The organism is Synechococcus sp. MU1617 (genome assembly GCF_020514235.1).
Taxonomy (GTDB): Bacteria; Cyanobacteriota; Cyanobacteriia; order PCC-6307; family Cyanobiaceae; genus Parasynechococcus.
The window spans coordinates 468,158-487,863 of record NZ_VTLB01000002.1 but is presented as its reverse complement, the minus strand read 5'-3'; the positions used below and the strand labels follow the sequence as shown (position 1 = coordinate 487,863).

Genomic DNA, 19,706 nt, shown 5'->3' with positions numbered 1-19,706 from the left:
CGGTGATTCCACGCTCCTTGGCTCGCTGACCCCCCATGACCACGTCCCAACCGTTCGATCTGCGTCTGCCGACCCCCGGCTGTCACAACGACCCCGAACGCGCCGGCCTCGATGCCAAGAGCGTGTTCGACGGCATGACGGAGCACCTGTTCTTCACGCTCGGCAAACTCGCCCCCACTGCCAGCCGCCATGACCTCTACATGGCCCTGAGTTACGCGGTGCGCGACCGCTTAATGATGCGATATCTGGCCACCACCGAAGCGATGAGGGCCCGCCCGCAGAAATCGGTGGCCTACCTGTCAGCGGAATTCCTGATCGGCCCGCAGCTCCACAGCAACCTGCTGAACCTGGGGATCCAGAAGGAGGCAGAAGAGGCACTGAAGAATTTCGGCATCGAATCGTTGCAGCAAATCCTGGATGTGGAGGAGGAACCGGGTCTGGGCAACGGCGGGCTCGGTCGCCTGGCGGCTTGCTACATGGAGTCGCTGGCAAGCCTGAAGATCCCGGCCACCGGTTACGGCATCCGCTACGAATTCGGCATCTTCGACCAGCTAATCCGCGATGGCTGGCAGGTGGAGATCACCGACAAATGGCTCAAGGGCGGCTGGCCCTGGGAACTTCCCCAACCCGATGAGGCCTGTTTTGTGGGCTTCGGGGGCCGCACCGAGAGCTACATCGACGACAAAGGCAATTACCGCTCCCGCTGGATTCCAGCGGAACACGCCATCGGCATCCCCCACGACGTGCCAGTGCTGGGCTACCGGGTCAACATCTGCGATCGGCTGCGGCTGTGGCGTGCCGATGCCACCGAAAGCTTCGACTTCTATGCCTTCAACATCGGCGACTACTACGGCGCCGTTGAGGAAAAGGTGGGCAGCGAAACGCTCTCCAAGGTGCTGTATCCAAATGACGGCACTGACGAAGGCCGGCGTCTGCGCCTGAAGCAGCAGCACTTCTTCGTCAGCTGCTCACTGCAGGACATGCTGCGCAGCCTCGACAACCGTGGGCTTGCCGTCGAGGACTTCCCCAACTACTGGACGGTTCAGCTCAACGACACCCATCCGGCCATCGCCGTGGCTGAACTAATGCGCCTGCTGATCGACGATCGGCATCTGGAGTGGGACCGGGCCTGGGACATCACCTCTCGCTCCGTGGCCTACACGAACCACACCCTTTTGCCGGAAGCCCTGGAGAAGTGGGACCTCGACCTGTTCAGCAGCCTGTTGCCTCGCCATCTTGAGCTGATCTACGAGATCAACCGTCGCTTCCTGCAGCAGGTGCGACTGCGCTACCCCGGCAACGATGCCATCCAGCGCAAGCTCTCGATCATTGATGAAGAGGGCAGCAAAGCCGTGCGCATGGCCCACCTGGCCACCATCGGCGCCCACCACGTCAACGGTGTAGCGGCACTGCACTCCGATCTGGTGAAAACCGACCTGCTGCCGGAATTCGCGGCGCTCTGGCCGGAGAAGTTCACCAACGTCACCAATGGCGTCACCCCGCGCCGCTGGGTCGCCCTTGCTAACCCCGAGATGTCCGCCTTGCTGGATGAGCACGTGGGGCCCGATTGGATCTCCAACATGGAGAGCCTGCGCAAGCTGGAGGAACGACAGAACGACCAGGGTTTCCTGGAGCTCTGGGGCAACACCAAGCTGTCGGTGAAGCGCAAGCTGGCCACCTACATCCATCGCAACACAGGTGTGTTGGTGGATCCCGCCAGCCTGTTCGACGTGCAGGTGAAGCGCATCCACGAGTACAAGCGCCAGCACCTCAACGCCCTGCAGGTAATCACCCAGTACCTGCGGATCAAGAACGGACAGACCGACGGCATGGCACCCCGCACCGTGATCTTCGGCGGCAAGGCCGCTCCGGGCTACTACATGGCGAAGCTGATCATCCGCTTCCTCAACGGCATCGCCGACACCATCAACGCCGATCCGGACATGGATGGTCTGCTGCGGGTGGTGTTCCTGCCGGACTACAACGTGAAATTGGGAGAGCAGGTGTATCCCGCCTCCGACCTCTCCGAACAGATCTCCACCGCCGGCAAGGAAGCCTCCGGCACCGGCAACATGAAATTTGCCATGAATGGTGCCCTCACCATCGGCACCCTCGATGGGGCCAATGTGGAGATCCGCGAGCTGGTGAGGAGCGAAAACTTCTTCCTGTTCGGCAAGACCGTCGAAGAGATCACGGCCCTCAAGCAAAGCGGTTACCGCCCGAGCGACGTGATCTCAGCGCTGCCGGAACTGCAGGAAGCCCTGCGACTGATCGAGATGGGGCACTTCAGCAACGGCGACGGCGAACTGTTCCGCCCCCTGCTCGACAACCTCACCGGCAACGACCCCTTCTATGTGATGGCCGACTACGCCGACTACCTGCGCGCCCAGGAGGCAGTCAGCCGCGCCTGGAGCGACCGGATGCACTGGAATCGGATGTCGCTACTGAACACGGCCCGAACCGGGTTCTTCTCCTCCGACCGTTCCATCAGCGAGTACTGCAACAACATTTGGGCCGTGGATCCACTCAACGTGGAGATCACCTGCGACGTGCGCTGAAAACAGCCAAAAAAGAAGCCCTGGAGTCTTCTCCAGGGCTTCTATCGGACATCAAGTGTCAGCTCCGATCGGGTAGATCCGGAGTCTGGTGCAACAGGCGATTGAGCCGCAGACGGTCCACATTCAATGGATCAGGAGCCAACTCACCGGCCAGCTCGCGGAACTTCTGCTCGATTTCTTCGGGAACGCGCACATCAAAGACCCGTTCCATCAAGGCCTCAATCGAGAACAGATGGGCGTTGATGTTCTCAAGATCAGCGATGGCCTGCTGGAGACCATCACCTGATTCCTCAGGGAGGGGCGCTCCAGTTGCTGCAGGCTTTGATGCTGCTGCATCTGCTGTCTGACGGGACCCGTGCTGCTTTTGCAGATCCTCGAGAACGCGTCCGGACAAGGTGCGGAACGACTGGAGAGCGGCCCAGTTGAGCTCCTGTTGCTGACGAAGCGTGGGGGATTCCCGGATTAGCCGATCATGCTCCCGGTAAAACCGTTGGCAATCCGGGCACTGGCAGGGCTCTTCCGGCAATGCAGTCCCTCGCGGTCATTCCCCACTATGCCACTGATCAAGCCGCCTGAGGTCCCAAATCCTCCTCGGCCTGGGGGCCATCCTCCGCAGCCGTGTCGGGCAGAGGGATTTCAATGGACGACACCACACCGATCACATCCCGCAGCCGCATCGAATCCGCAAACCAGCCCATGGCTTGTTCGGTGTCGCCGCGGCGTTCGGCATCACTTGCCTGGTCTTCATGGGCTTCCGCCAGAAGAGCCAGCCAGCAGAGACAGCGGGCCTGAACCACCGATAGGTCCAGATCCGTGGGCTGGGACTCAGCAATCCGCTCACTTTCCTGCTGCACCAACAGCCGCAGACGAAGATCGTGAAGCTGGGTCATGGCACCCACAGCAGGTTGGTTCAACCCTAGCGGTGGTGAACGATCTGCCCACCCCACCAGATGTAGCGCTCACTACTTCTTAAGCAGTTCTCACGGGGCTGGCGGGACTCGAACCCACGACCTACGGTTTAGGAAACCGTCGCTCTATCCAGCTGAGCTACAGCCCCAGACCTCTGAATTATGCCCACGAGGCATGATGAGATCTGAAAGCAGGCGAGGTGGTTGCGGCCGATCTCTTTGAGTGTCGGCTGAGGAAAGTCCGGGCTCCCTGATGGCCAGGCTTGCTGGGTAACGCCCAGTGCGGGTGACCGTGAGGAGAGTGCCACAGAAACACACCGCCGATGGCCGGTTCGCCGGCACAGGCAAGGGTGCAAAGGTGCGGTAAGAGCGCACCAGCAGCATCGAGAGGTGCTGGCTCGGTAAACCCCGGCTGGGAGCAAGGCCAAGGAACGACGGCTGGCCATTGGCCCCGTTCCGCTTGAACGCGCCGCTTGAGGCCGTCGGTAACGACGGTCCCAGATAGATAGCCACCCACCCTCTGCAGACCAACCTCTGTGGTGGCGTGAACAGAACCCGGCTTATGTCCTGCTTTCACCCCTCTTTCCGCGTTGCCCAGGAGTCCCTGTGGATCCATCCCGCGCCGCAGCGCTCACCAACCTGATCCAGCAGCTCGACGCTGAGATTCCAATCAACCCTGAGCTACTCGCCCTGGTGGATCAGGCCCTGACCCACGTGTCGACCGGGCGAGCCCGCAACCTGGAACGGCTGGAGTTCCTTGGTGATGCGGTGCTGCGGCTCGCCGCCACCGAATTCATCGACCGCCACCACGCCGATCTCGCGGTGGGCGCCTGCTCCAACCTGCGGGCCCAACTGGTCAGCGACCGCTGGCTGGCAGACGTGGGTGCAACGCTTGTCATCGAACAGCACCTGCTGTTGGGGCGGCACGCCCAAGGGGATCGTTCCGCCCAATCAAGGCTGCGGGCCGATGCCACCGAGGCACTCATCGGAGCGTTGTACAGCGCCCTCGGAGATCTTGAGCCGGTTCACCGCTGGCTCACCCCCCACTGGCACGCCACCGCCCAAGCGGTGCTGGCGACTCCCCATCAGTTCAACGGCAAAACCGCCCTGCAGGAGTGGAGCCAAGGCCAAGGGCTGGGACTGCCCGACTACGCCACCGAGGAATGCAGCCACCAGCACGGAGACCCCGAACGCTTCCTCTGCCGGGTGAGCATCCACAACAAAGAGCTGGCGGAGGCCAAGGGCCGCTCCCGCAAAGAGGCCGAGCAGAACGCCGCCGCTGCTGCCCTTCAAATCCTGGAGGGCAGCGACGCGCCGCAGGCATCGCAGTGAAGGGCGCCCTTGCGATGGCCCTGGCGCCCGCAGCTGCTGCAGGTCAGCTCCACCCCGCGCTGCTGGTGATGCTGCACGCCTGACACCGTCAGGATGCCGGTGGGGATCGCAATGATGCCGAAACCAAGCATCATCACCACCGAGGCCAGCAACCGCCCCAGCTCCGTCTGCGGCACCACGTCTCCATAGCCAACTGTGGTCATGGTGACGATCGCCCAGTAAACGCCGCTCCCCACCGTCTGGAACTGGGAGTCGGGCCGTGCGCTTTCGATTACGAAGATGCTGTAACCGAGCACCACCTGCAGCAGAACAACAAAGAACAGGAAGACGCCAATGGTGCGGGCACTGCCCCGCAGGGCCTGCCCGAGCACGCGGGCCTCATCAATGAACTTGAGCAGCTTGAACACCCGCAGGATGCGGCCGAACTTGAACACCCACAGCAGCAGCTCGCTGCGCACCTGCGGCACGAAGAAAAACAGCACCGCTGACGCGTCGATCAATCCGGCGAAGCTGAACAGGTAGCGGCGGGGCTTCTCCACCAAGGCCAGGTGCAGCACAAAATCCGCCGCAAACACCGCAAGGCAGAGGTTCTGCACCAGATCGATCCAGAGCACATTGGTCTGGCGCAAGGCCGAGTTACCCAAGGGGTCGGGCTCCAGCAGCAGTGCCAGAACACTTAGAAGAATCGCGCCGAAGATGACGGCGTTGTAGGCCTTACCCGCAGGTGTGCTGGCTTCCAGCACCGTGGCCTGCAGGCGTTGTCGCAGGCTTCGGTCCGTTTCCATTGCCTCAGGCCGGCTGGAGGTCTTTCAAGCGCAGGGTCACCAACTTGTCCCAGTTGCCGCCTTCAAACAGAACGGCCGCACGGTCGCCGCTGATCCGCTGCACGAAGCCGGTGTAACCGTTGTAGATCGAGGTGGCATCGGCCACGGTCACGGTCGAGCCGGGAAGGATCGGAGCGGGTGCAGACGCCATGGCTCGTTCGCGGACAGATCTGGCGCCATTATCGGCAGAGTGTGCGGCGGATGGCATGGCGGAGAGCGACGACTGGCTCAGCGTCGGCAAGATCGTGGGAGTCCAAGGGCTCCAAGGGGAACTACGGGTGAACCCCGCCAGTGATTTCCCCGAGCGCTTCACTGCACCCGGGCCCCGCTGGCTGCGGAGCTGCAAAGGTGGTGGACCCACGGAAATCCAGCTCATCAAAGGGCGGCAACTGCCGGGCAAGTCATTGTTTGTCGTGCGCTTCGAGGGAATCGACAACCGCAGCGCCGCCGAAGCCCTGGTGGGACAGGAACTGCTGGTGTCGGAGAACGATCGGCCCGAACTTGAAGAAGGTGAGTTCCACCTACTCGATCTGATGGGGCTGGAGGCACGGCTCACTGCCGATGGCCCCGCCATCGGCACGGTGAGCGACCTGATCAGTGGCGGCAACGATCTGCTGGAGATCACCACCAGCGATGGCCGCAAGCTGCTGATCCCCTTTGTGGAAGCGATCGTGCCGGAGGTGAAGCTCGAAGAGGGCTGGCTGCTGCTCACGCCGCCACCGGGCCTACTGGAGCTCTGACAAATCTCTTGCGGGCATCGACAGAAGCCCCTGGGGCGAGCGAATCTGGGTCACCGTCTCCAGGACACGATGGCCGCCACACCGCTGATTCCTGTGATCCTTTGCGGAGGAACCGGCACACGGCTGTGGCCTCTATCTCGGGCGAGTTACCCCAAGCAGTACTGGCCGTTAAGTGGTGACGGCGAAGCGACGCTGCTGCAACAGACCCAGCAACGCCTCAATGGCCTGGAGGCCCTCGCGGCTCCGCTGTTGCTCTGCAACGAAGATCACCGCTTCATCGTGGCCGAGCAAATGCGCCAGATCGGCGTGGAGCCCAACGCGATCCTGCTGGAACCGATGGGCCGCAACACCGCCCCGGCGGTGACGGTGGCCGCACTACAAGCCACGGCCAGCGGCGACGACCCGCTGCTGCTGGTGCTGGCGGCGGATCACCTAATCCGCGATGCCGCCCAATTCCGCCAGGCCATCGACGCCGGCCGCAAGCCCGCCGAAGAAGGCCGCCTGGTGACCTTCGGCATCGTGCCGACGGCCCCAGAAACTGGTTATGGCTACATCGAGGCCAGCGAACCCTTCTCCCTCGGTGGACCGGCCCATGTGCCGATCAAGCGCTTTGTGGAAAAGCCGGACCAGGCCACAGCAGAGCAGCTCCTAGCCACCGGACGTTTTACTTGGAACAGCGGCATGTTCCTGTTCCGCGCCAGCGCCATGCTGGCGGAACTGGAGCGTCTGGCCCCAGAGGTGGTGAGCTGCTGCCGAGCAGCCCTGGAGCAGGACACCGCCGACCTGGAATTCCATCGTCTGGAGCGGGAGGCCTTTGCCAAGTGCCCCAACGTGGCCATTGATGTGGCCGTGATGGAGAAAACAGAACTGGGCAGTGTGCTGCCGCTGGACGCGGGCTGGAGCGATGTGGGCAGCTGGAGTGCTCTCTGGGAAACCTCTGAGAACCGCGATTCCCAAGGGAATGTGGTGCAGGGCCACGTGATCGCCGAAGGCAGCCGCAACTGCTACTTGCGCAGCGAACACCGCTTGGTGGTGGGGCTGGGGGTTGAAAACCTCGTGGTGGTGGAAACCGACGACGCCGTGTTGATTGCGGATCGCTCCAAAGCTCAGGAGATCAAGACGGTGGTGAAGCAGCTGGAGGCAGCTGGCAGCCCCGAGGGCAAGGCCCACCGCAAGATCTATCGCCCCTGGGGCCATTACACGGGCGTCACCGAAGGAACCCGCTGGCAGGTGAAACGAATCTCGGTGAAACCCGGCGCAAGCCTCTCACTGCAGATGCACCACCACCGCGCCGAACACTGGGTGGTGGTGAAGGGCACAGCCCTGGTGGAGCGCGACGGCTCCGAGCAGCTGGTGGGGGAAAACCAGAGCACCTATATCCCGATGGGCTGCAAACACCGCCTCTCCAACCCTGGCCGGATCCCGGTGGAACTGATTGAAGTGCAGAGCGGCGAGTACCTCGGTGAAGACGACATCGTGCGCTTCCAGGACCGCTACGGCCGCAGCGACCTCAGCAGTAGTGATCTCAGCATGAATGCCAGCTGAGGATCACTCCACCGTGACGCTCTTGGCCAGGTTGCGGGGTTGATCCACATCCAGGCCGCGATGAGCTGCGATGTGATAACTCAGCAACTGCATCGGCACCACGGTGAGCAGAGGGCTGATCCACTCGCTCACGGAAGGCACCGGCAGCAATTCATCAAACAGATCGGTGTCGGGCCCTTGGGGCGCCACACCGATCAATTGGGCATCGCGGGCCTTGGCCTCTTGCGCATTGCTGAGCACCTTCTCGAACACCACACCGGGGACAGCGATCGACACCACCGGTACGCGGGAATCGAGCAGAGCAATCGGACCATGCTTCATCTCTCCGGCCGGGTAGCCCTCGGCATGGATGTAGCTGATCTCCTTGAGCTTCAAGGCCCCCTCAAGGGCGATCGGGTAATTGATTCCCCGGCCCAGGAAAATCACGTCCTGGGTGTCGGCGAAGCGATGGGCCAGGGCGGCTGAGCGCTCATCGTGCAGCGCCAACAACTGGCGCAGCTGCTGGGGCAGGCTGCGGAGTTCATCCGCCAGGGCCTTGATCTCCGCCGCGGGGCGAGCGCCACGCCGGGCGGCAAAGGCCATCGCGAGGCCATAGAAGGCCAAGAGCTGACCGAGGAACGTCTTGGTGGCCGCCACGCCGACCTCAATACCGGCCCCGATGTCGAGGATGTGGGGCACCTGGCGCGAGAGGGAGCTTTCCGGTCGGTTGGTTACCCCCAGCTGGCGGGGCGCAAAGGCCGGATCCCCATGGGCCAGACGCCGCTCCGCCTCCATGGCCAGGGCGGCGAGGGTGTCTGCCGTTTCACCGGACTGGGTTACCCCGATGGTGAGGGTGTGGGGGGCCAGCGGGGGCGGGGAATAGCGGAATTCACTGGCGTAGTGCACCGACGTGGGGATCCCGGCGAACTGCTCCAGCAAATAAGCCCCCACCAGCGCAGCGTGACGGCTGGTGCCGCAGGCCAGGATCTGAATCCGCTCAATGCCGGCGTAAAAGGCATCGTCCAGCGGCAGCGCCACGGGCTGCTCAACCGGCAATCCCTGGGGCAGATGACGGGTCACCCAAAGCTCGGCCGTCTCCGGTTGCTCGTGGATTTCCTTGAGCATGAAGTGGCGGAACTCGCGCTTGTCGGCCACGTGGTCCACACCGCTGAGCTGGGTGGGCATGCGTTGTTGGCGCACCCCTGCGGCGTCGTAGAGCTCCACACCCAGAGGTGAGAGCAGGGCCACCTCGCCGTCTTCCATCGGCAGGATCGTGCGTGTGAAGCCCGCCAAGGCCGGTGTGTCGCTGGCACAGAGAAATTCCCCTTCCCCCAAACCGATCAACAGCGGGGCCGCCTTGCGGGCCACCACCAACGCCCCTGGCGCCTGATCCCAGATCACCGCCAGGGCGTAGGCCCCCTGCAGCTTGGGAAGCACCCGCTGCAAAGCCTCCAGCAACAAGCCACCCCCGGGTATTCGGGCTTCGGCCTGTAGTTGCTGCAGCTCAGCTGCCAAGAGGTGCGGGATCACCTCGGTGTCTGTTTCCGACTGGAACTCCACTCCTGCAGCCTCAAGCTGCTCCCGCAGGGCCCGATGGTTCTCAATGATTCCGTTCTGCACCACAGCCACCGCGCCATCGCTGCTGCGGTGCGGGTGGGCATTGCGCTCTTCCGGCTTGCCATGGGTGGCCCAGCGGGTGTGGCCGATGCCGCATTGGCCGGGAGCCCCTTCTGCGTCAAAACAAGCGGTGAGGTTGCGCAGCTTGCCCTTGGCCCGCAGGCAGGTCAGCTGCCCCTGGGCGGCCACCGTGGCAATCCCAGCGGAGTCGTAACCGCGATACTCCAACTGCCGCAGGCCCTCCAGGAGCTGAGGCGCCGCTTCTCGGGAGCCGACCAGGGCAACGATTCCGCACATACAAAAAAAGCCCGGCTGAAGCCGGGCTGAGCTTATGAGGTGAAACGAGGCAAATCAGTAGGCCAGACCCATCGAGCGGGTGGTCTCATCGCCCAGGTAAACGCGAATGCTGAGGAAGTCGGTGGGGCAGGCCGTTTCACAACGCTTGCAACCCACGCAATCTTCGGTGCGGGGGGACGAAGCAATCTGGCCAGCCTTGCATCCGTCCCAGGGCACCATCTCAAGCACGTCGAGAGGGCAGGCACGCACACATTGGGTGCAGCCGATGCAGGTGTCGTAGATCTTGACGGCGTGGGACATGTGCCCGATGCATACGAAGGCTTGCGGCAAACGTACCCGTCCCTCGGGGGTCCATGGCCAGGCCGTCACCGTTGTTAACGGCGCAGTCGTTGTTGAGGAAGGCTGAAGGCGTGCCCGTAAGATGCAGCGTCCCGTTGCCACGGCTATGTCTCAGGAAGCGATTCTCGAAAAGGTGCGCTCGATCGTTGCGGAGCAACTGAGCGTTGACTCCGGCGAAGTGAAGCCCGAATCCAACTTCCAGAACGATCTGGGTGCTGATTCTCTGGACACCGTGGAACTCGTGATGGCCCTGGAAGAGGCTTTCGACATCGAGATCCCTGACGAAGCAGCTGAAGGCATCACCACCGTTGGCGACGCCGTCAAGTACATCGAAGACAAGCAGGCCTGAGCAACGCAATGGTGGATGGTCTCCATCGCGTCGTCATTACCGGCCTCGGCGCGGTCACACCGATCGGCAACACGGTTCAGGACTACTGGAACGGCCTCACCTCCGGCAGGAACGGAGTGGAGGCCATCACCCTGTTCGATGCATCCGAGCACGCCTGCCGCTTTGCGGCGGAGGTGAAGGATTTCGATCCGTCCGGCTTCATCGAACCGAAGGAAGCCAAGCGCTGGGATCGGTTCTGCAAGTTCGGAGTGGTAGCGGCCAAACAAGCCGTTGCCCATGCCGGCCTTGAGATCAACGACGCGAATGCGGATCGGATCGGCACGATCATCGGTTCCGGCGTCGGCGGTCTGCTGACGATGGAAACGCAGGCCCACGTACTGGAGGGTCGCGGCCCTGGGCGGGTGAGCCCGTTCACGGTGCCGATGATGATTCCCAACATGGCCACGGGCCTTGCCGCCATTGCTTTAGGCACCAAGGGGCCCAGCTCTGCGGTGGCCACGGCCTGCGCTGCCGGCTCCAATGCCGTTGGCGATGCCTTCCGGCTGCTGCAGCTGGGCAAAGCCGACGCGATGGTCTGCGGTGGCGCCGAATCAGCGATCACCCCGCTGGGGGTGGCCGGCTTCGCCAGCGCCAAGGCCCTGTCGTTCCGCAACGACGATCCGGCCACGGCCAGCCGTCCGTTCGACAAGGAGCGGGATGGCTTTGTGATCGGAGAGGGCGCCGGCGTGCTGGTGCTCGAAACCCTCGAGCATGCCCAGGCCCGTGGCGCCACGATCCTCGGCGAAGTGGTGGGTTACGGAATGACCTGCGATGCCCACCACATCACCTCACCCACGCCGGGCGGCGTCGGCGGCGCCGAAGCCATGCGCCTGGCCCTGGACGATGGCGGGATTGATCCTTCGGAGATCGATTACGTCAACGCCCACGGCACCAGCACCCCGGCGAATGACAAAAACGAAACCTCGGCGATCAAAAGCGCCCTGGGTGATCGGGCACTGCAGATTCCGGTGAGCTCCACCAAATCCATGACCGGTCACTTGCTGGGTGGCTCCGGCGGCATCGAAGCCGTGGCCTGCGTGCTGGCGCTGCAACACGGCATCGTTCCCCCCACGATCAACCACACCACCCCGGACCCAGACTGTGATCTGGATGTCGTGCCCAATCAGGCGCGGGATCAGACACTGGGGACCGTCTTGTCCAACTCCTTCGGCTTCGGCGGCCACAACGTCTGCCTGGCTTTCAAACGCGCCAACTGAGCCTTCGCGCTCACGCCGTGCGTCAAAATCGCTCCAACTTTTCCTCTTAACACCATGGTCGCTGCGCCCGCGTCACTCGACACGCTCTGCATCAACAGCATTCGGATGCTGGCTGTCGACGCCATCAACAAGTCCAACAGCGGCCACCCCGGCCTGCCGATGGGCTGCGCACCCATGGGTTACGCGCTCTGGGACAAGTTCCTCAAGCACAACCCCAAGAACCCCAAGTGGTTCAACCGCGACCGCTTCGTGCTCTCGGCTGGTCACGGCTGCATGTTGCTCTACGCGCTGCTGCATCTCACCGGTTACGACTCGGTGACGATCGAAGACATCAAGCAGTTCCGCCAGTGGGGCTCCAAGACTCCTGGTCACCCCGAAACCTTTGAAACCCCCGGCGTTGAAGTGACCACCGGCCCCCTGGGTGCCGGCATCTCCAACGCTGTGGGTCTGGCCATCGCTGAATCCCACCTGGCCGCCAAGTTCAACAAGGCCGACACCACCGTGGTGGATCACTACACCTACGTGGTGATGGGTGACGGCTGCAACCAAGAAGGTGTCTCCTCCGAGGCTGCTTCCCTGGCCGGCCACCTGAAGCTGGGCAAGCTGATTGCTCTGTATGACGACAACAGCATCACCATCGACGGCCGCACCGACGTGTCCTTCACCGAGGACGTACTGAAGCGCTACGAGGCCTACGGCTGGCACGTGCAGCACGTAGCCGAGGGCAACACCAATATCGATGCCATCGCCAAAGCGATTGAGGCCGCCAAGGCCGTGACCGACAAGCCGTCGATCATCAAGGTGACCACCACCATCGGCTACGGCTCGCCCAACAAGGCCGATACAGCCGGTGTGCACGGTGCGGCACTGGGTGAAGAGGAAGCCGCTCTGACCCGTCAGCAACTGGGATGGGACTACGCCCCCTTCGAAATCCCCCAGGACGCCTACGACCAGTTCCGCAAGGCCGTCGACCGTGGCGCCAGCCTCGAGGCCGAGTGGAACCAGACCCTGGCCACCTACCGCACCAAATACCCCACCGAGGCCGCCGAGTTCGAGCGGATGCTGCGCGGTGAGCTGCCCGAGGGTTGGGACAAAGACCTGCCTACTTACACACCCGAAGACGGTGGCCAGGCCACCCGCAAGCACTCTCAGATCTGTCTGGGTGCCCTCGGCCCCAACCTTCCCGAACTGATTGGCGGCTCCGCTGACCTCACCCACTCCAACTACACCGACATCAAGGGCGAGACCGGCTCCTATCAGGCCAGTAGCCCGGAGAAGCGCTACCTACACTTCGGTGTGCGCGAGCACGCCATGGCCGCCATCCTCAACGGCATCGCTTATCACAACAGTGGCCTGATCCCCTACGGCGGCACCTTCCTGGTGTTTGCGGACTACATGCGTGGTTCCATGCGCCTGTCGGCCCTGAGTGAGCTGGGTGTGATCTACGTGCTCACCCACGACTCCATCGGTGTGGGCGAAGACGGCCCCACCCACCAGCCGATCGAAACCATCCCCTCCCTGCGGGCGATGCCGAACATGCTGGTGTTCCGTCCTGGCGACGGCAACGAAACCAGCGGTGCCTACAAGCTGGCGATCCAAAACCGCAAGCGCCCCAGCGCGCTCTGCCTCAGCCGCCAGGGCATGGCCAACCAGGCGAACTCCTCCATCGACAAGGTGGCCCTCGGTGGCTACGTGCTAGAGGACTGCGCAAGCACTCCCGATCTGATTCTGATTGGCACAGGTACCGAGCTGGACCTATGCGTCCAGGCGGCCAAGCAGCTCACCGCTGAAGGCAAGAAGGTGCGCGTAGTCTCCATGCCTTGCGTTGAGCTGTTCGACGAACAAACCGATGCCTACAAGGAAGAGGTGCTCCCCAACACTGTGCGCAAGCGGATGGTGGTGGAAGCCGCTGAATCCTTCGGCTGGCACCGTTTCATCGGACTCGATGGCGACAGTGTGACCATGAACCGTTTCGGTGCTTCCGCCCCCGGCGGCACGTGCCTCAAGGAATTCGGCTTCACGGTGGAGAACGTAGTAGCCAAAGCGAAGGAACTGATGGGCTGAGCCAATCGAAATCACAAGGTGCCCCACTTAAAGTGGGGCTGACTTATCCCAACAATGAAGCAAGTATTGATCACAGGCGGGACCGGAAGCTTCGGAAAAGCGTTTGTGTCTAACGTGCTGGAAACATGCGAAACGATTGAGAGATTAGTAGTCTTCAGCAGAGACGAATTGAAACAATGGGAAATGCAACAACATTTTCCAGAAAAAAGATATCCACAACTTAGGTTTTTTCTTGGGGATATTAGAGACCGAGAAAGACTAAAAAGAGCAATGGAGGGAATAGACACAGTGATTCATGCAGCTGCGTTAAAGCAAGTTCCAGCAGCAGAATACAATCCCATCGAATTCATAAATACAAACGTTTTAGGAAGCGAAAATGTCGTTCAAGCCTGTATGGATACAGAAGTAAAAAATGTGGTTGCACTAAGCACAGACAAAGCTGCAGCGCCGATAAATCTGTACGGCGCAACAAAGCTATGCTCAGACAAACTATTTATAGCAGCGAATAACATCAAAGGAAGCAGAGACCTCAAATTTTCGGTTGTAAGGTACGGAAACGTGATGGGATCAAGAGGATCAGTCATACCATTTTTCTTAAAAAAAGCGAAAGAGGGAACACTACCAATAACTGACGCTTCTATGACGAGATTCAATATATCCTTGGATCAAGGGGTAGAAATGGTGAGATGGGCATTATTAAATGCCGAAGGCGGCGAGCTTTTTGTGCCCAAAATACCCAGCTATAAAATAACGGACGTAGCAGAAGCGATTGGACCTAACTGTAAAAAGGAGATTGTAGGAGTCAGGCCAGGTGAAAAAATCCACGAAGAAATGATCACACGATCCGATAGCGCAACGACTGTACGCATGGGTAAGTACTTTGCAATATTGCCAAGCGATGGAAAACTACTAGAGAGATACATAAAGGAGAAGGAAAACACCAATAAAGTGCAAGAAGGTTTTTCATACAATTCAGGGGAAAACGAAGACTTCCTCACGCCTGAAGAAATCAGAAGACTTATAAAGCAGAATATCGACAAGGATTTCGAGCCCGTCTGAAAAGAGTGAATGTCGATGGTTGAACCAAAACTTTGCTTGGGTACAGCACAATTCGGGCAAAATTATGGAATAACAAACCAAGAGTCAGCAATAAATGAAGATGAGGCCTATAAGCTGCTTCAAATAGCGGCAAAGCATGAGATAAATCACGTAGACACCGCATTGTGCTATGGAAGATCACAGGAAATTATTGGAAACATAAAAAAGGATATAGAGCTGCATATAACAAGTAAAATCAAGATAAACGACGGGAATGAAAAAGTAAGTGATATCAGAGCAAAATGGGACATAGATTTAAACAACACGCTTGAAAGCCTCAAAATAAACAAACTAGACACGTTATTAATACATGATACGGGTGATGCGAGCCCAGAGAAAATTAAGGCGTTCAGTCGATGGATTGAAAAACAAAAAGAGAGCAATAGGTTGAACCGTGCAGGTGTATCTATATACGATGGGAAGGAAATAGACAGAATACCAAGAGAATTGCTAGAAGTCGTACAGCTACCAATGTCAATTTATGACCAAAGGGTAATAGATAATGGGACAATAGAAAAGCTAATACAGACGGGAAGTAGCATTCAAATTAGAAGTATATTTATGCAAGGATTGCTACTACAGCCAGAAAAGAGGTGGCCTGGCTGGATAGACGAAACAACAAAAAGTCATCACAAGAAATACGTGAGTCAAATTGAAAGCCTGGGAAGCAGCCTTCTTGATCAAGCAGTAACTTTTGCAAAAATGCAAAACTACGCAGAGTCAGTATTGATTGGTGTCAGCACAGTGAAGGATTTCGAAGAAATAATTAAAGCCTGGCAGAAGGACATAGAACTGGAAAAGGTTGTAACGTACGAAACATGGAAGGTGAAAGATAGTCGTATAGTAGATCCAAGAAATTGGCCAAAATGAACAGTGTAATCATCGTACAAGCGAGAACGTCATCTAGACGTTTGCCGGGCAAGGTACTGAGGCAGATCAACAAAAAGCCAATGATTATATATATGCTGGATAGATTAATAAAGTCAAAAAAGACGAATAAAGTTGTGATGGCTACTTCGACGGACAAATCAGATGATGTACTAGCAGAGATAGTAAGTGGCGAGGGTCATGAGGTATATAGAGGGAGTCTAAATGATGTGCTGGATAGATATGCAAAATGCGCAAAACAATACAAGGCTGACGTAGTGATCAGAGTGACGGGAGATTGCCCATTTATGGATCCAAAATTAATAGATGAGATAATGGATATTTACACCAAAAGTTCATATGATTACCTGTCAAATGCTGCAGATGAATCGCTATTAAGTGTTCCGGATGGATATGACATAGAGGTGTTTAACGCAAAAACACTAGATAGGGCGGCAGATGAAGCGAGATTGGCATCAGAAAGAGAACACGTAACACCATGGATGAGAAAGAGCCAGTCAGAGATTAGATGGAAGCACATTAAACATCATCCAGAACGCAAATTCTTTCGACTAACAGTAGACGATGAAAAGGACTTAGAGGTAATAAAAAAAATTATAGATAAATTAGAAGGCGACAAGAATCATCATCAGATTGACGATGTAATAAAAGTGTTAAACAAAAACCCAGAAATCGCGAGAATTAATGGAGCCACTATACGAAACGAAGGATATATACTGTCGGTGGAACAAGAGAAAAATATAGGCAAGGGACAAGAGTTATGGGAAAGAGCAAAGGGGGTAATACCTGGAGGAAATATGCTGCTGTCAAAGCGACCTGAAATGTATTTACCAGGGAAGTGGCCTACGTATTTTTCACGAACAAAAGGTTGCTACATATGGGATCTTCAAGAAATAAAATACATGGATATGAGCATAATGGGAATAGGCACTAACATTCTGGGTTATTCCAATGAAGAGATAGATGAAGCGGTACTAGAAACTGTACATAAAGGAAATATGTCGACGTTAAATTGCCCAGAAGAGGTTCTTCTGGCAGAAAAATTAATCTCAATAAATCCATGGGCTGATATGGTCAGATTTGCAAGGAGTGGAGGTGAAGCCAATGCGATAGCTATAAGAATCGCTCGAGCTGCAGCTGGTAAGGACAAGGTTGCTATATGTGGATATCACGGGTGGCATGACTGGTATTTATCAACTAATTTGTCAAGTACAAGAAACCTAGAGGGGCACTTATTACCAGGCCTGGAACCTAAGGGCGTACCGAAGGAGTTAAAAGATACAGTTGTACCATTTAGATACAATAATATTGAGGAATTTAAGAGAGTCATTGAAGAAAATGATATAGGGGTAGTAAAGATGGAAGTCGAAAGATCAGAACCACCAGTAGAAAATTATTTGCAAGAGATTCGAAGGTTATGCAGCAAAGAGGGGATAATCTTAATCTATGATGAATGTACTTCTGGATTTAGGGAAACGTTTGGCGGACTGCACAAAAAATATGGCGTTGAGCCAGATATGGCGATGTATGGAAAGGCATTAGGCAATGGCTATGCAATAACAGCTGTTGTGGGGAAGGAAGAGATTATGCAGGAGGCGCAAAATACGTTTATAAGCAGCACGTTCTGGACTGAGAGAATCGGGCCGAGTGCCGCCTTGAAAACACTGGAGATCATGGAACGAGAGGAAAGCTGGAAGACAATAACGAAGAATGGCAACTTAATGAAAGATTTTTGGATGAAAGAAGCAAGAGACAATGGGCTCAATATCTCAACAAACGGGTTATCAGCTCTAGCAGGATTTAATTTCGAGGGAGAAAAAAATATGATCTACAAGACATACATAACGCAGGAACTTCTTAAAAAGGGTATTTTAGCTAGCAACGTACATTATGCATGTGTAGAGCACAAAGAAGATGAGTACGCTAGATACATGGAAGAATTAAAAAAAATATTTGAGAAACTAGGCCAAATCAATGATAGCAAGGAAGAAATTGAGATACTGGAAAGTGCAGTGTGTCACAAAGGATTCAAGAGATTGAACTAGGTTTTGTAGCTTGTCACATGTTAGGATAAGAGAAAAATGGACATCATAGGAATCAATTGGGAGCAGAACTCAACGGCCAGTCTGTGGAGAGATGGTGAGTTCATCGCATGCGTCTCAGAAGAAAGATTCACACGCAAGAAAAATGATGAAAGTTACCCTTTAAATGCAATAAATTGGATAATAGATGAATTCAAGGTAGAGAAACAGAACATCGAAGCAGTAGTATTTGTATCAACGATGTGGTCATATGGATACACGCTTACGAGGCATTACACAAACTTCACAGTCAAGGACTACATAGACGAACAACACAACATATGGAAGCCTAGAATATACGATGGCAAGAATATTTCACAAGTAAACTACTATAAAGATAGGCTAGATCTGAAACAATACCCAGGAGAAGAATTCTGGAGTGAAGTACTTGATAGGTATAAAGAAGACAGCGGACACGTGAGCTCAGAATCATCAAAAGAGATAGCTAAAATCAGGAAAGATGTAGTTATACATCACCTTGGTGTAAAGGAAGACAAAATAGTTTTTATGGATCACTCAAGCAGTCATGCAGCATATGGGTACTACAGTTCAAACGAATACCTTCGAGAACAAGATGCTTTAGTAGTAACACTAGACGCATTTGGCGACAATGTTAATTACTCAGCATCAATATTTAGAGGAGATGGGACGAAGGAAGAGATCGTAAAAGGAGCAACATTTATCATTGGCCGTTTATATAGATACATAACACTCATATTAGGCTTGAGACCAAATGAGCATGAGTACAAAGTTATGGGAATGGCTCCATATTGCAAAGATAAATATAGCGAAAATGTCTTCAATCTATTCAAAAGCTATCAGGATGTCGATGGAATAGAGTTTAAATACAAGAGTAAACCGAAAGACATGTACTTTGAAGTAAGAGACATGCTGGAAGGGGAAAGGTTTGATTCTATATGCGGAGGGGTGCAGAGATATACTGAGTATTTGATAACAAAGTGGATTAAAAATTTGACAGATTTAACCGGAACGAAAAGGTTAATAGTTACAGGTGGAGTTGGAATGAATGTAAAAGTCAATATGGTATTGGCAAAGGAAGGAGGACTTGAAAATATATATGTACCACCATCACCGGATGACTCTTCTCAAGCAATGGGTGCTGTGCTCGAATACTTAAGGCAGAAACAATATAAAGGAATAATATTGAATGGACTAGATGTATACAGTGGCCCTAAAGCAAACACAACGGAAGTGCTAAATAACAAGTATATAGAAAAAGAAAAGAATGGACTCAAACAAAGATATATGATACAAAATAAAGTCAAGATTTCAGATATAGCAGAATTATTGGCAAAAGGTATGGTTATAGCAAGATGCTGTGGAAAACAGGAGTTTGGTGCAAGAGCACTAGGTAATAGATCAATTATGGCTGATCCACGAAGAAACGAAGTCAAACAAATAATAAATGAAAAGATTAAAAGTCGAGATTTCTGGATGCCTTTTGCGTGTAGTGTAATAAGTGAAAAAGCAAATGATTATTTTCTTATGGATGCAGAAATGAGTTCATATGAGTACATGACACTATGCTGTATGACAACTGAAAAAGGTAAGTCTGACTTGCAAGCGGCAATACATCCATATGATAATACTTGCAGGCCACAAATAGTATATAGGAATAAGAATAAAGAGTATCATGAACTGATTCAGGCATTTGGAGAGCTTACTGGAGTGTATGGAATACTAAATACGTCATTCAATTTACACGGATTACCAATTGTAAATAATGCAGATGATGCTATACATGTACTCGAAAATAGTGAGATTGACGGCATACTCTTTGAAGATAGACTTGTAATTAGAGAAAGCTAAC

General features: G+C 55.8%; 17 protein-coding genes, 1 tRNA gene and 1 other RNA gene. 12 read left to right on the top strand and 7 right to left on the bottom strand.

All coding sequences use genetic code 11. The features are described 5' to 3' along the window. Positions 1 to 35 precede the first annotated feature (35 nt). Positions 36 to 2,558, top strand: a complete 2,523-nt coding sequence (locus FZZ90_RS06330; protein ID WP_226424869.1) for a glycogen/starch/alpha-glucan phosphorylase — start codon at positions 36 to 38, stop codon at positions 2,556 to 2,558. Between the two features lie 58 nt (positions 2,559 to 2,616). Here the strand turns inward: FZZ90_RS06330 and FZZ90_RS06325 are convergent, their stop codons facing one another. From FZZ90_RS06325 to FZZ90_RS06315, 3 genes are all read right to left on the bottom strand, one after another. Further along, a complete protein-coding gene (locus tag FZZ90_RS06325) occupies positions 2,617 to 3,084 on the bottom strand; it encodes a hypothetical protein (protein ID WP_226424868.1) in 468 nt (155 codons plus the stop codon). 37 nt (positions 3,085 to 3,121) lie between these two features. Next, on the bottom strand, positions 3,122 to 3,448 hold the full coding sequence (locus tag FZZ90_RS06320) for a hypothetical protein (RefSeq protein ID WP_186494314.1): 327 nt from the start codon (positions 3,446 to 3,448) through the stop codon (positions 3,122 to 3,124). 93 nt (positions 3,449 to 3,541) lie between these two features. Beyond that, positions 3,542 to 3,615: transfer RNA gene (locus FZZ90_RS06315), tRNA-Arg, on the bottom strand. 38 nt (positions 3,616 to 3,653) lie between these two features. On the opposite strand from FZZ90_RS06315, the gene rnpB reads away from it, so the two are divergent. Continuing rightward, positions 3,654 to 4,045, top strand: an RNA gene (rnpB, locus tag FZZ90_RS06310) — RNase P RNA component class A. A 27-nt stretch (positions 4,046 to 4,072) separates the two neighbouring features. After that, positions 4,073 to 4,798 carry a ribonuclease III gene (rnc, locus tag FZZ90_RS06305; RefSeq protein ID WP_226424867.1) on the top strand — a complete coding sequence of 242 codons (726 nt, stop codon included), beginning with the start codon at positions 4,073 to 4,075 and terminating at the stop codon, positions 4,796 to 4,798. On the opposite strand, the gene FZZ90_RS06300 is transcribed toward rnc, so the two are convergent. After that, positions 4,756 to 5,583, bottom strand: coding sequence for an ion transporter (locus FZZ90_RS06300; protein ID WP_226424866.1), 828 nt, complete (start codon positions 5,581 to 5,583; stop codon positions 4,756 to 4,758). The two genes, rnc and FZZ90_RS06300, sit on opposite strands and share 43 nt — an antisense overlap. Positions 5,584 to 5,587: 4 nt before the next feature. After that, entirely contained in the window at positions 5,588 to 5,773 is a 186-nt protein-coding gene (locus tag FZZ90_RS06295) for an NAD(P)H dehydrogenase subunit NdhS (RefSeq protein ID WP_115024823.1), read from the bottom strand. Positions 5,774 to 5,828: 55 nt separating this feature from the next. Here FZZ90_RS06295 and rimM point away from each other — a divergent pair, with 55 nt between their 5' ends. Further along, the gene (rimM, locus tag FZZ90_RS06290; RefSeq protein WP_226425037.1) at positions 5,829 to 6,362 is read left to right on the top strand and encodes a ribosome maturation factor RimM; all 534 of its coding nucleotides are present in this window, start codon (positions 5,829 to 5,831) and stop codon (positions 6,360 to 6,362) included. Positions 6,363 to 6,431: 69 nt separating this feature from the next. Continuing rightward, complete coding sequence (locus tag FZZ90_RS06285) at positions 6,432 to 7,907, top strand: mannose-1-phosphate guanylyltransferase/mannose-6-phosphate isomerase (RefSeq protein ID WP_226424865.1); 1,476 nt, start codon at positions 6,432 to 6,434, stop codon at positions 7,905 to 7,907. 3 nt (positions 7,908 to 7,910) lie between these two features. Here the strand turns inward: FZZ90_RS06285 and glmS are convergent, their stop codons facing one another. Both glmS and psaC read right to left on the bottom strand, forming a co-directional pair. Then, complete coding sequence (glmS, locus tag FZZ90_RS06280) at positions 7,911 to 9,800, bottom strand: glutamine--fructose-6-phosphate transaminase (isomerizing) (RefSeq protein ID WP_226424864.1); 1,890 nt, start codon at positions 9,798 to 9,800, stop codon at positions 7,911 to 7,913. 54 nt (positions 9,801 to 9,854) lie between these two features. Continuing rightward, a complete protein-coding gene (psaC, locus tag FZZ90_RS06275) occupies positions 9,855 to 10,100 on the bottom strand; it encodes a photosystem I iron-sulfur center protein PsaC (protein WP_006850103.1) in 246 nt (81 codons plus the stop codon). A 145-nt stretch (positions 10,101 to 10,245) separates the two neighbouring features. On the opposite strand from psaC, the gene acpP reads away from it, so the two are divergent. Genes acpP through FZZ90_RS06240 form a run of 7 tightly spaced genes read left to right on the top strand, consistent with a single transcriptional unit; the run spans position 10,246 to position 19,705 of the window. After that, positions 10,246 to 10,488, top strand: a complete 243-nt coding sequence (gene acpP / locus FZZ90_RS06270; RefSeq protein WP_011363161.1) for an acyl carrier protein — start codon at positions 10,246 to 10,248, stop codon at positions 10,486 to 10,488. Between the two features lie 8 nt (positions 10,489 to 10,496). After that, positions 10,497 to 11,744, top strand: coding sequence for a beta-ketoacyl-ACP synthase II (gene fabF / locus FZZ90_RS06265; RefSeq protein WP_226424863.1), 1,248 nt, complete (start codon positions 10,497 to 10,499; stop codon positions 11,742 to 11,744). 54 nt (positions 11,745 to 11,798) lie between these two features. Beyond that, entirely contained in the window at positions 11,799 to 13,808 is a 2,010-nt protein-coding gene (tkt, locus tag FZZ90_RS06260; RefSeq protein WP_226424862.1) for a transketolase, read from the top strand. Positions 13,809 to 13,862: 54 nt separating this feature from the next. Continuing rightward, positions 13,863 to 14,867, top strand: a complete 1,005-nt coding sequence (gene pseB / locus FZZ90_RS06255) for a UDP-N-acetylglucosamine 4,6-dehydratase (inverting) (RefSeq protein WP_226424861.1) — start codon at positions 13,863 to 13,865, stop codon at positions 14,865 to 14,867. Positions 14,868 to 14,876: 9 nt separating this feature from the next. Further along, complete coding sequence (locus FZZ90_RS06250) at positions 14,877 to 15,776, top strand: aldo/keto reductase (RefSeq protein ID WP_226424860.1); 900 nt, start codon at positions 14,877 to 14,879, stop codon at positions 15,774 to 15,776. Then, a complete protein-coding gene (locus tag FZZ90_RS06245; protein WP_226424859.1) occupies positions 15,773 to 17,839 on the top strand; it encodes an aminotransferase class III-fold pyridoxal phosphate-dependent enzyme in 2,067 nt (688 codons plus the stop codon). Before FZZ90_RS06250 ends, FZZ90_RS06245 begins: the two co-directional genes overlap by 4 nt. Positions 17,840 to 17,875: 36 nt before the next feature. Then, positions 17,876 to 19,705, top strand: a complete 1,830-nt coding sequence (locus FZZ90_RS06240) for a carbamoyltransferase C-terminal domain-containing protein (protein ID WP_226424858.1) — start codon at positions 17,876 to 17,878, stop codon at positions 19,703 to 19,705. The last annotated feature ends 1 nt before the right edge of the window (position 19,706 follow it).

Bases quoted from the DNA above. Each gene is read 5' to 3' on its own strand.
- FZZ90_RS06330 (WP_226424869.1), top strand. From the start codon at position 36: ATGACCACGTCCCAACCGTTCGATCTGCGTCTGCCGACCCCCGGCTGT.
- FZZ90_RS06320 (WP_186494314.1), bottom strand. From the start codon at position 3,448: ATGACCCAGCTTCACGATCTTCGTCTGCGGCTGTTGGTGCAGCAGGAA.
- FZZ90_RS06300 (WP_226424866.1), bottom strand. From the start codon at position 5,583: ATGGAAACGGACCGAAGCCTGCGACAACGCCTGCAGGCCACGGTGCTG.
- FZZ90_RS06295 (WP_115024823.1), bottom strand. From the start codon at position 5,773: ATGGCGTCTGCACCCGCTCCGATCCTTCCCGGCTCGACCGTGACCGTG.
- rimM (WP_226425037.1), top strand. From the start codon at position 5,829: ATGGCGGAGAGCGACGACTGGCTCAGCGTCGGCAAGATCGTGGGAGTC.
- FZZ90_RS06285 (WP_226424865.1), top strand. From the start codon at position 6,432: ATGGCCGCCACACCGCTGATTCCTGTGATCCTTTGCGGAGGAACCGGC.
- glmS (WP_226424864.1), bottom strand. From the start codon at position 9,800: ATGTGCGGAATCGTTGCCCTGGTCGGCTCCCGAGAAGCGGCGCCTCAG.
- psaC (WP_006850103.1), bottom strand. From the start codon at position 10,100: ATGTCCCACGCCGTCAAGATCTACGACACCTGCATCGGCTGCACCCAA.
- acpP (WP_011363161.1), top strand. From the start codon at position 10,246: ATGTCTCAGGAAGCGATTCTCGAAAAGGTGCGCTCGATCGTTGCGGAG.
- fabF (WP_226424863.1), top strand. From the start codon at position 10,497: ATGGTGGATGGTCTCCATCGCGTCGTCATTACCGGCCTCGGCGCGGTC.
- tkt (WP_226424862.1), top strand. From the start codon at position 11,799: ATGGTCGCTGCGCCCGCGTCACTCGACACGCTCTGCATCAACAGCATT.
- pseB (WP_226424861.1), top strand. From the start codon at position 13,863: ATGAAGCAAGTATTGATCACAGGCGGGACCGGAAGCTTCGGAAAAGCG.
- FZZ90_RS06250 (WP_226424860.1), top strand. From the start codon at position 14,877: ATGTCGATGGTTGAACCAAAACTTTGCTTGGGTACAGCACAATTCGGG.
- FZZ90_RS06245 (WP_226424859.1), top strand. From the start codon at position 15,773: ATGAACAGTGTAATCATCGTACAAGCGAGAACGTCATCTAGACGTTTG.
- FZZ90_RS06240 (WP_226424858.1), top strand. From the start codon at position 17,876: ATGGACATCATAGGAATCAATTGGGAGCAGAACTCAACGGCCAGTCTG.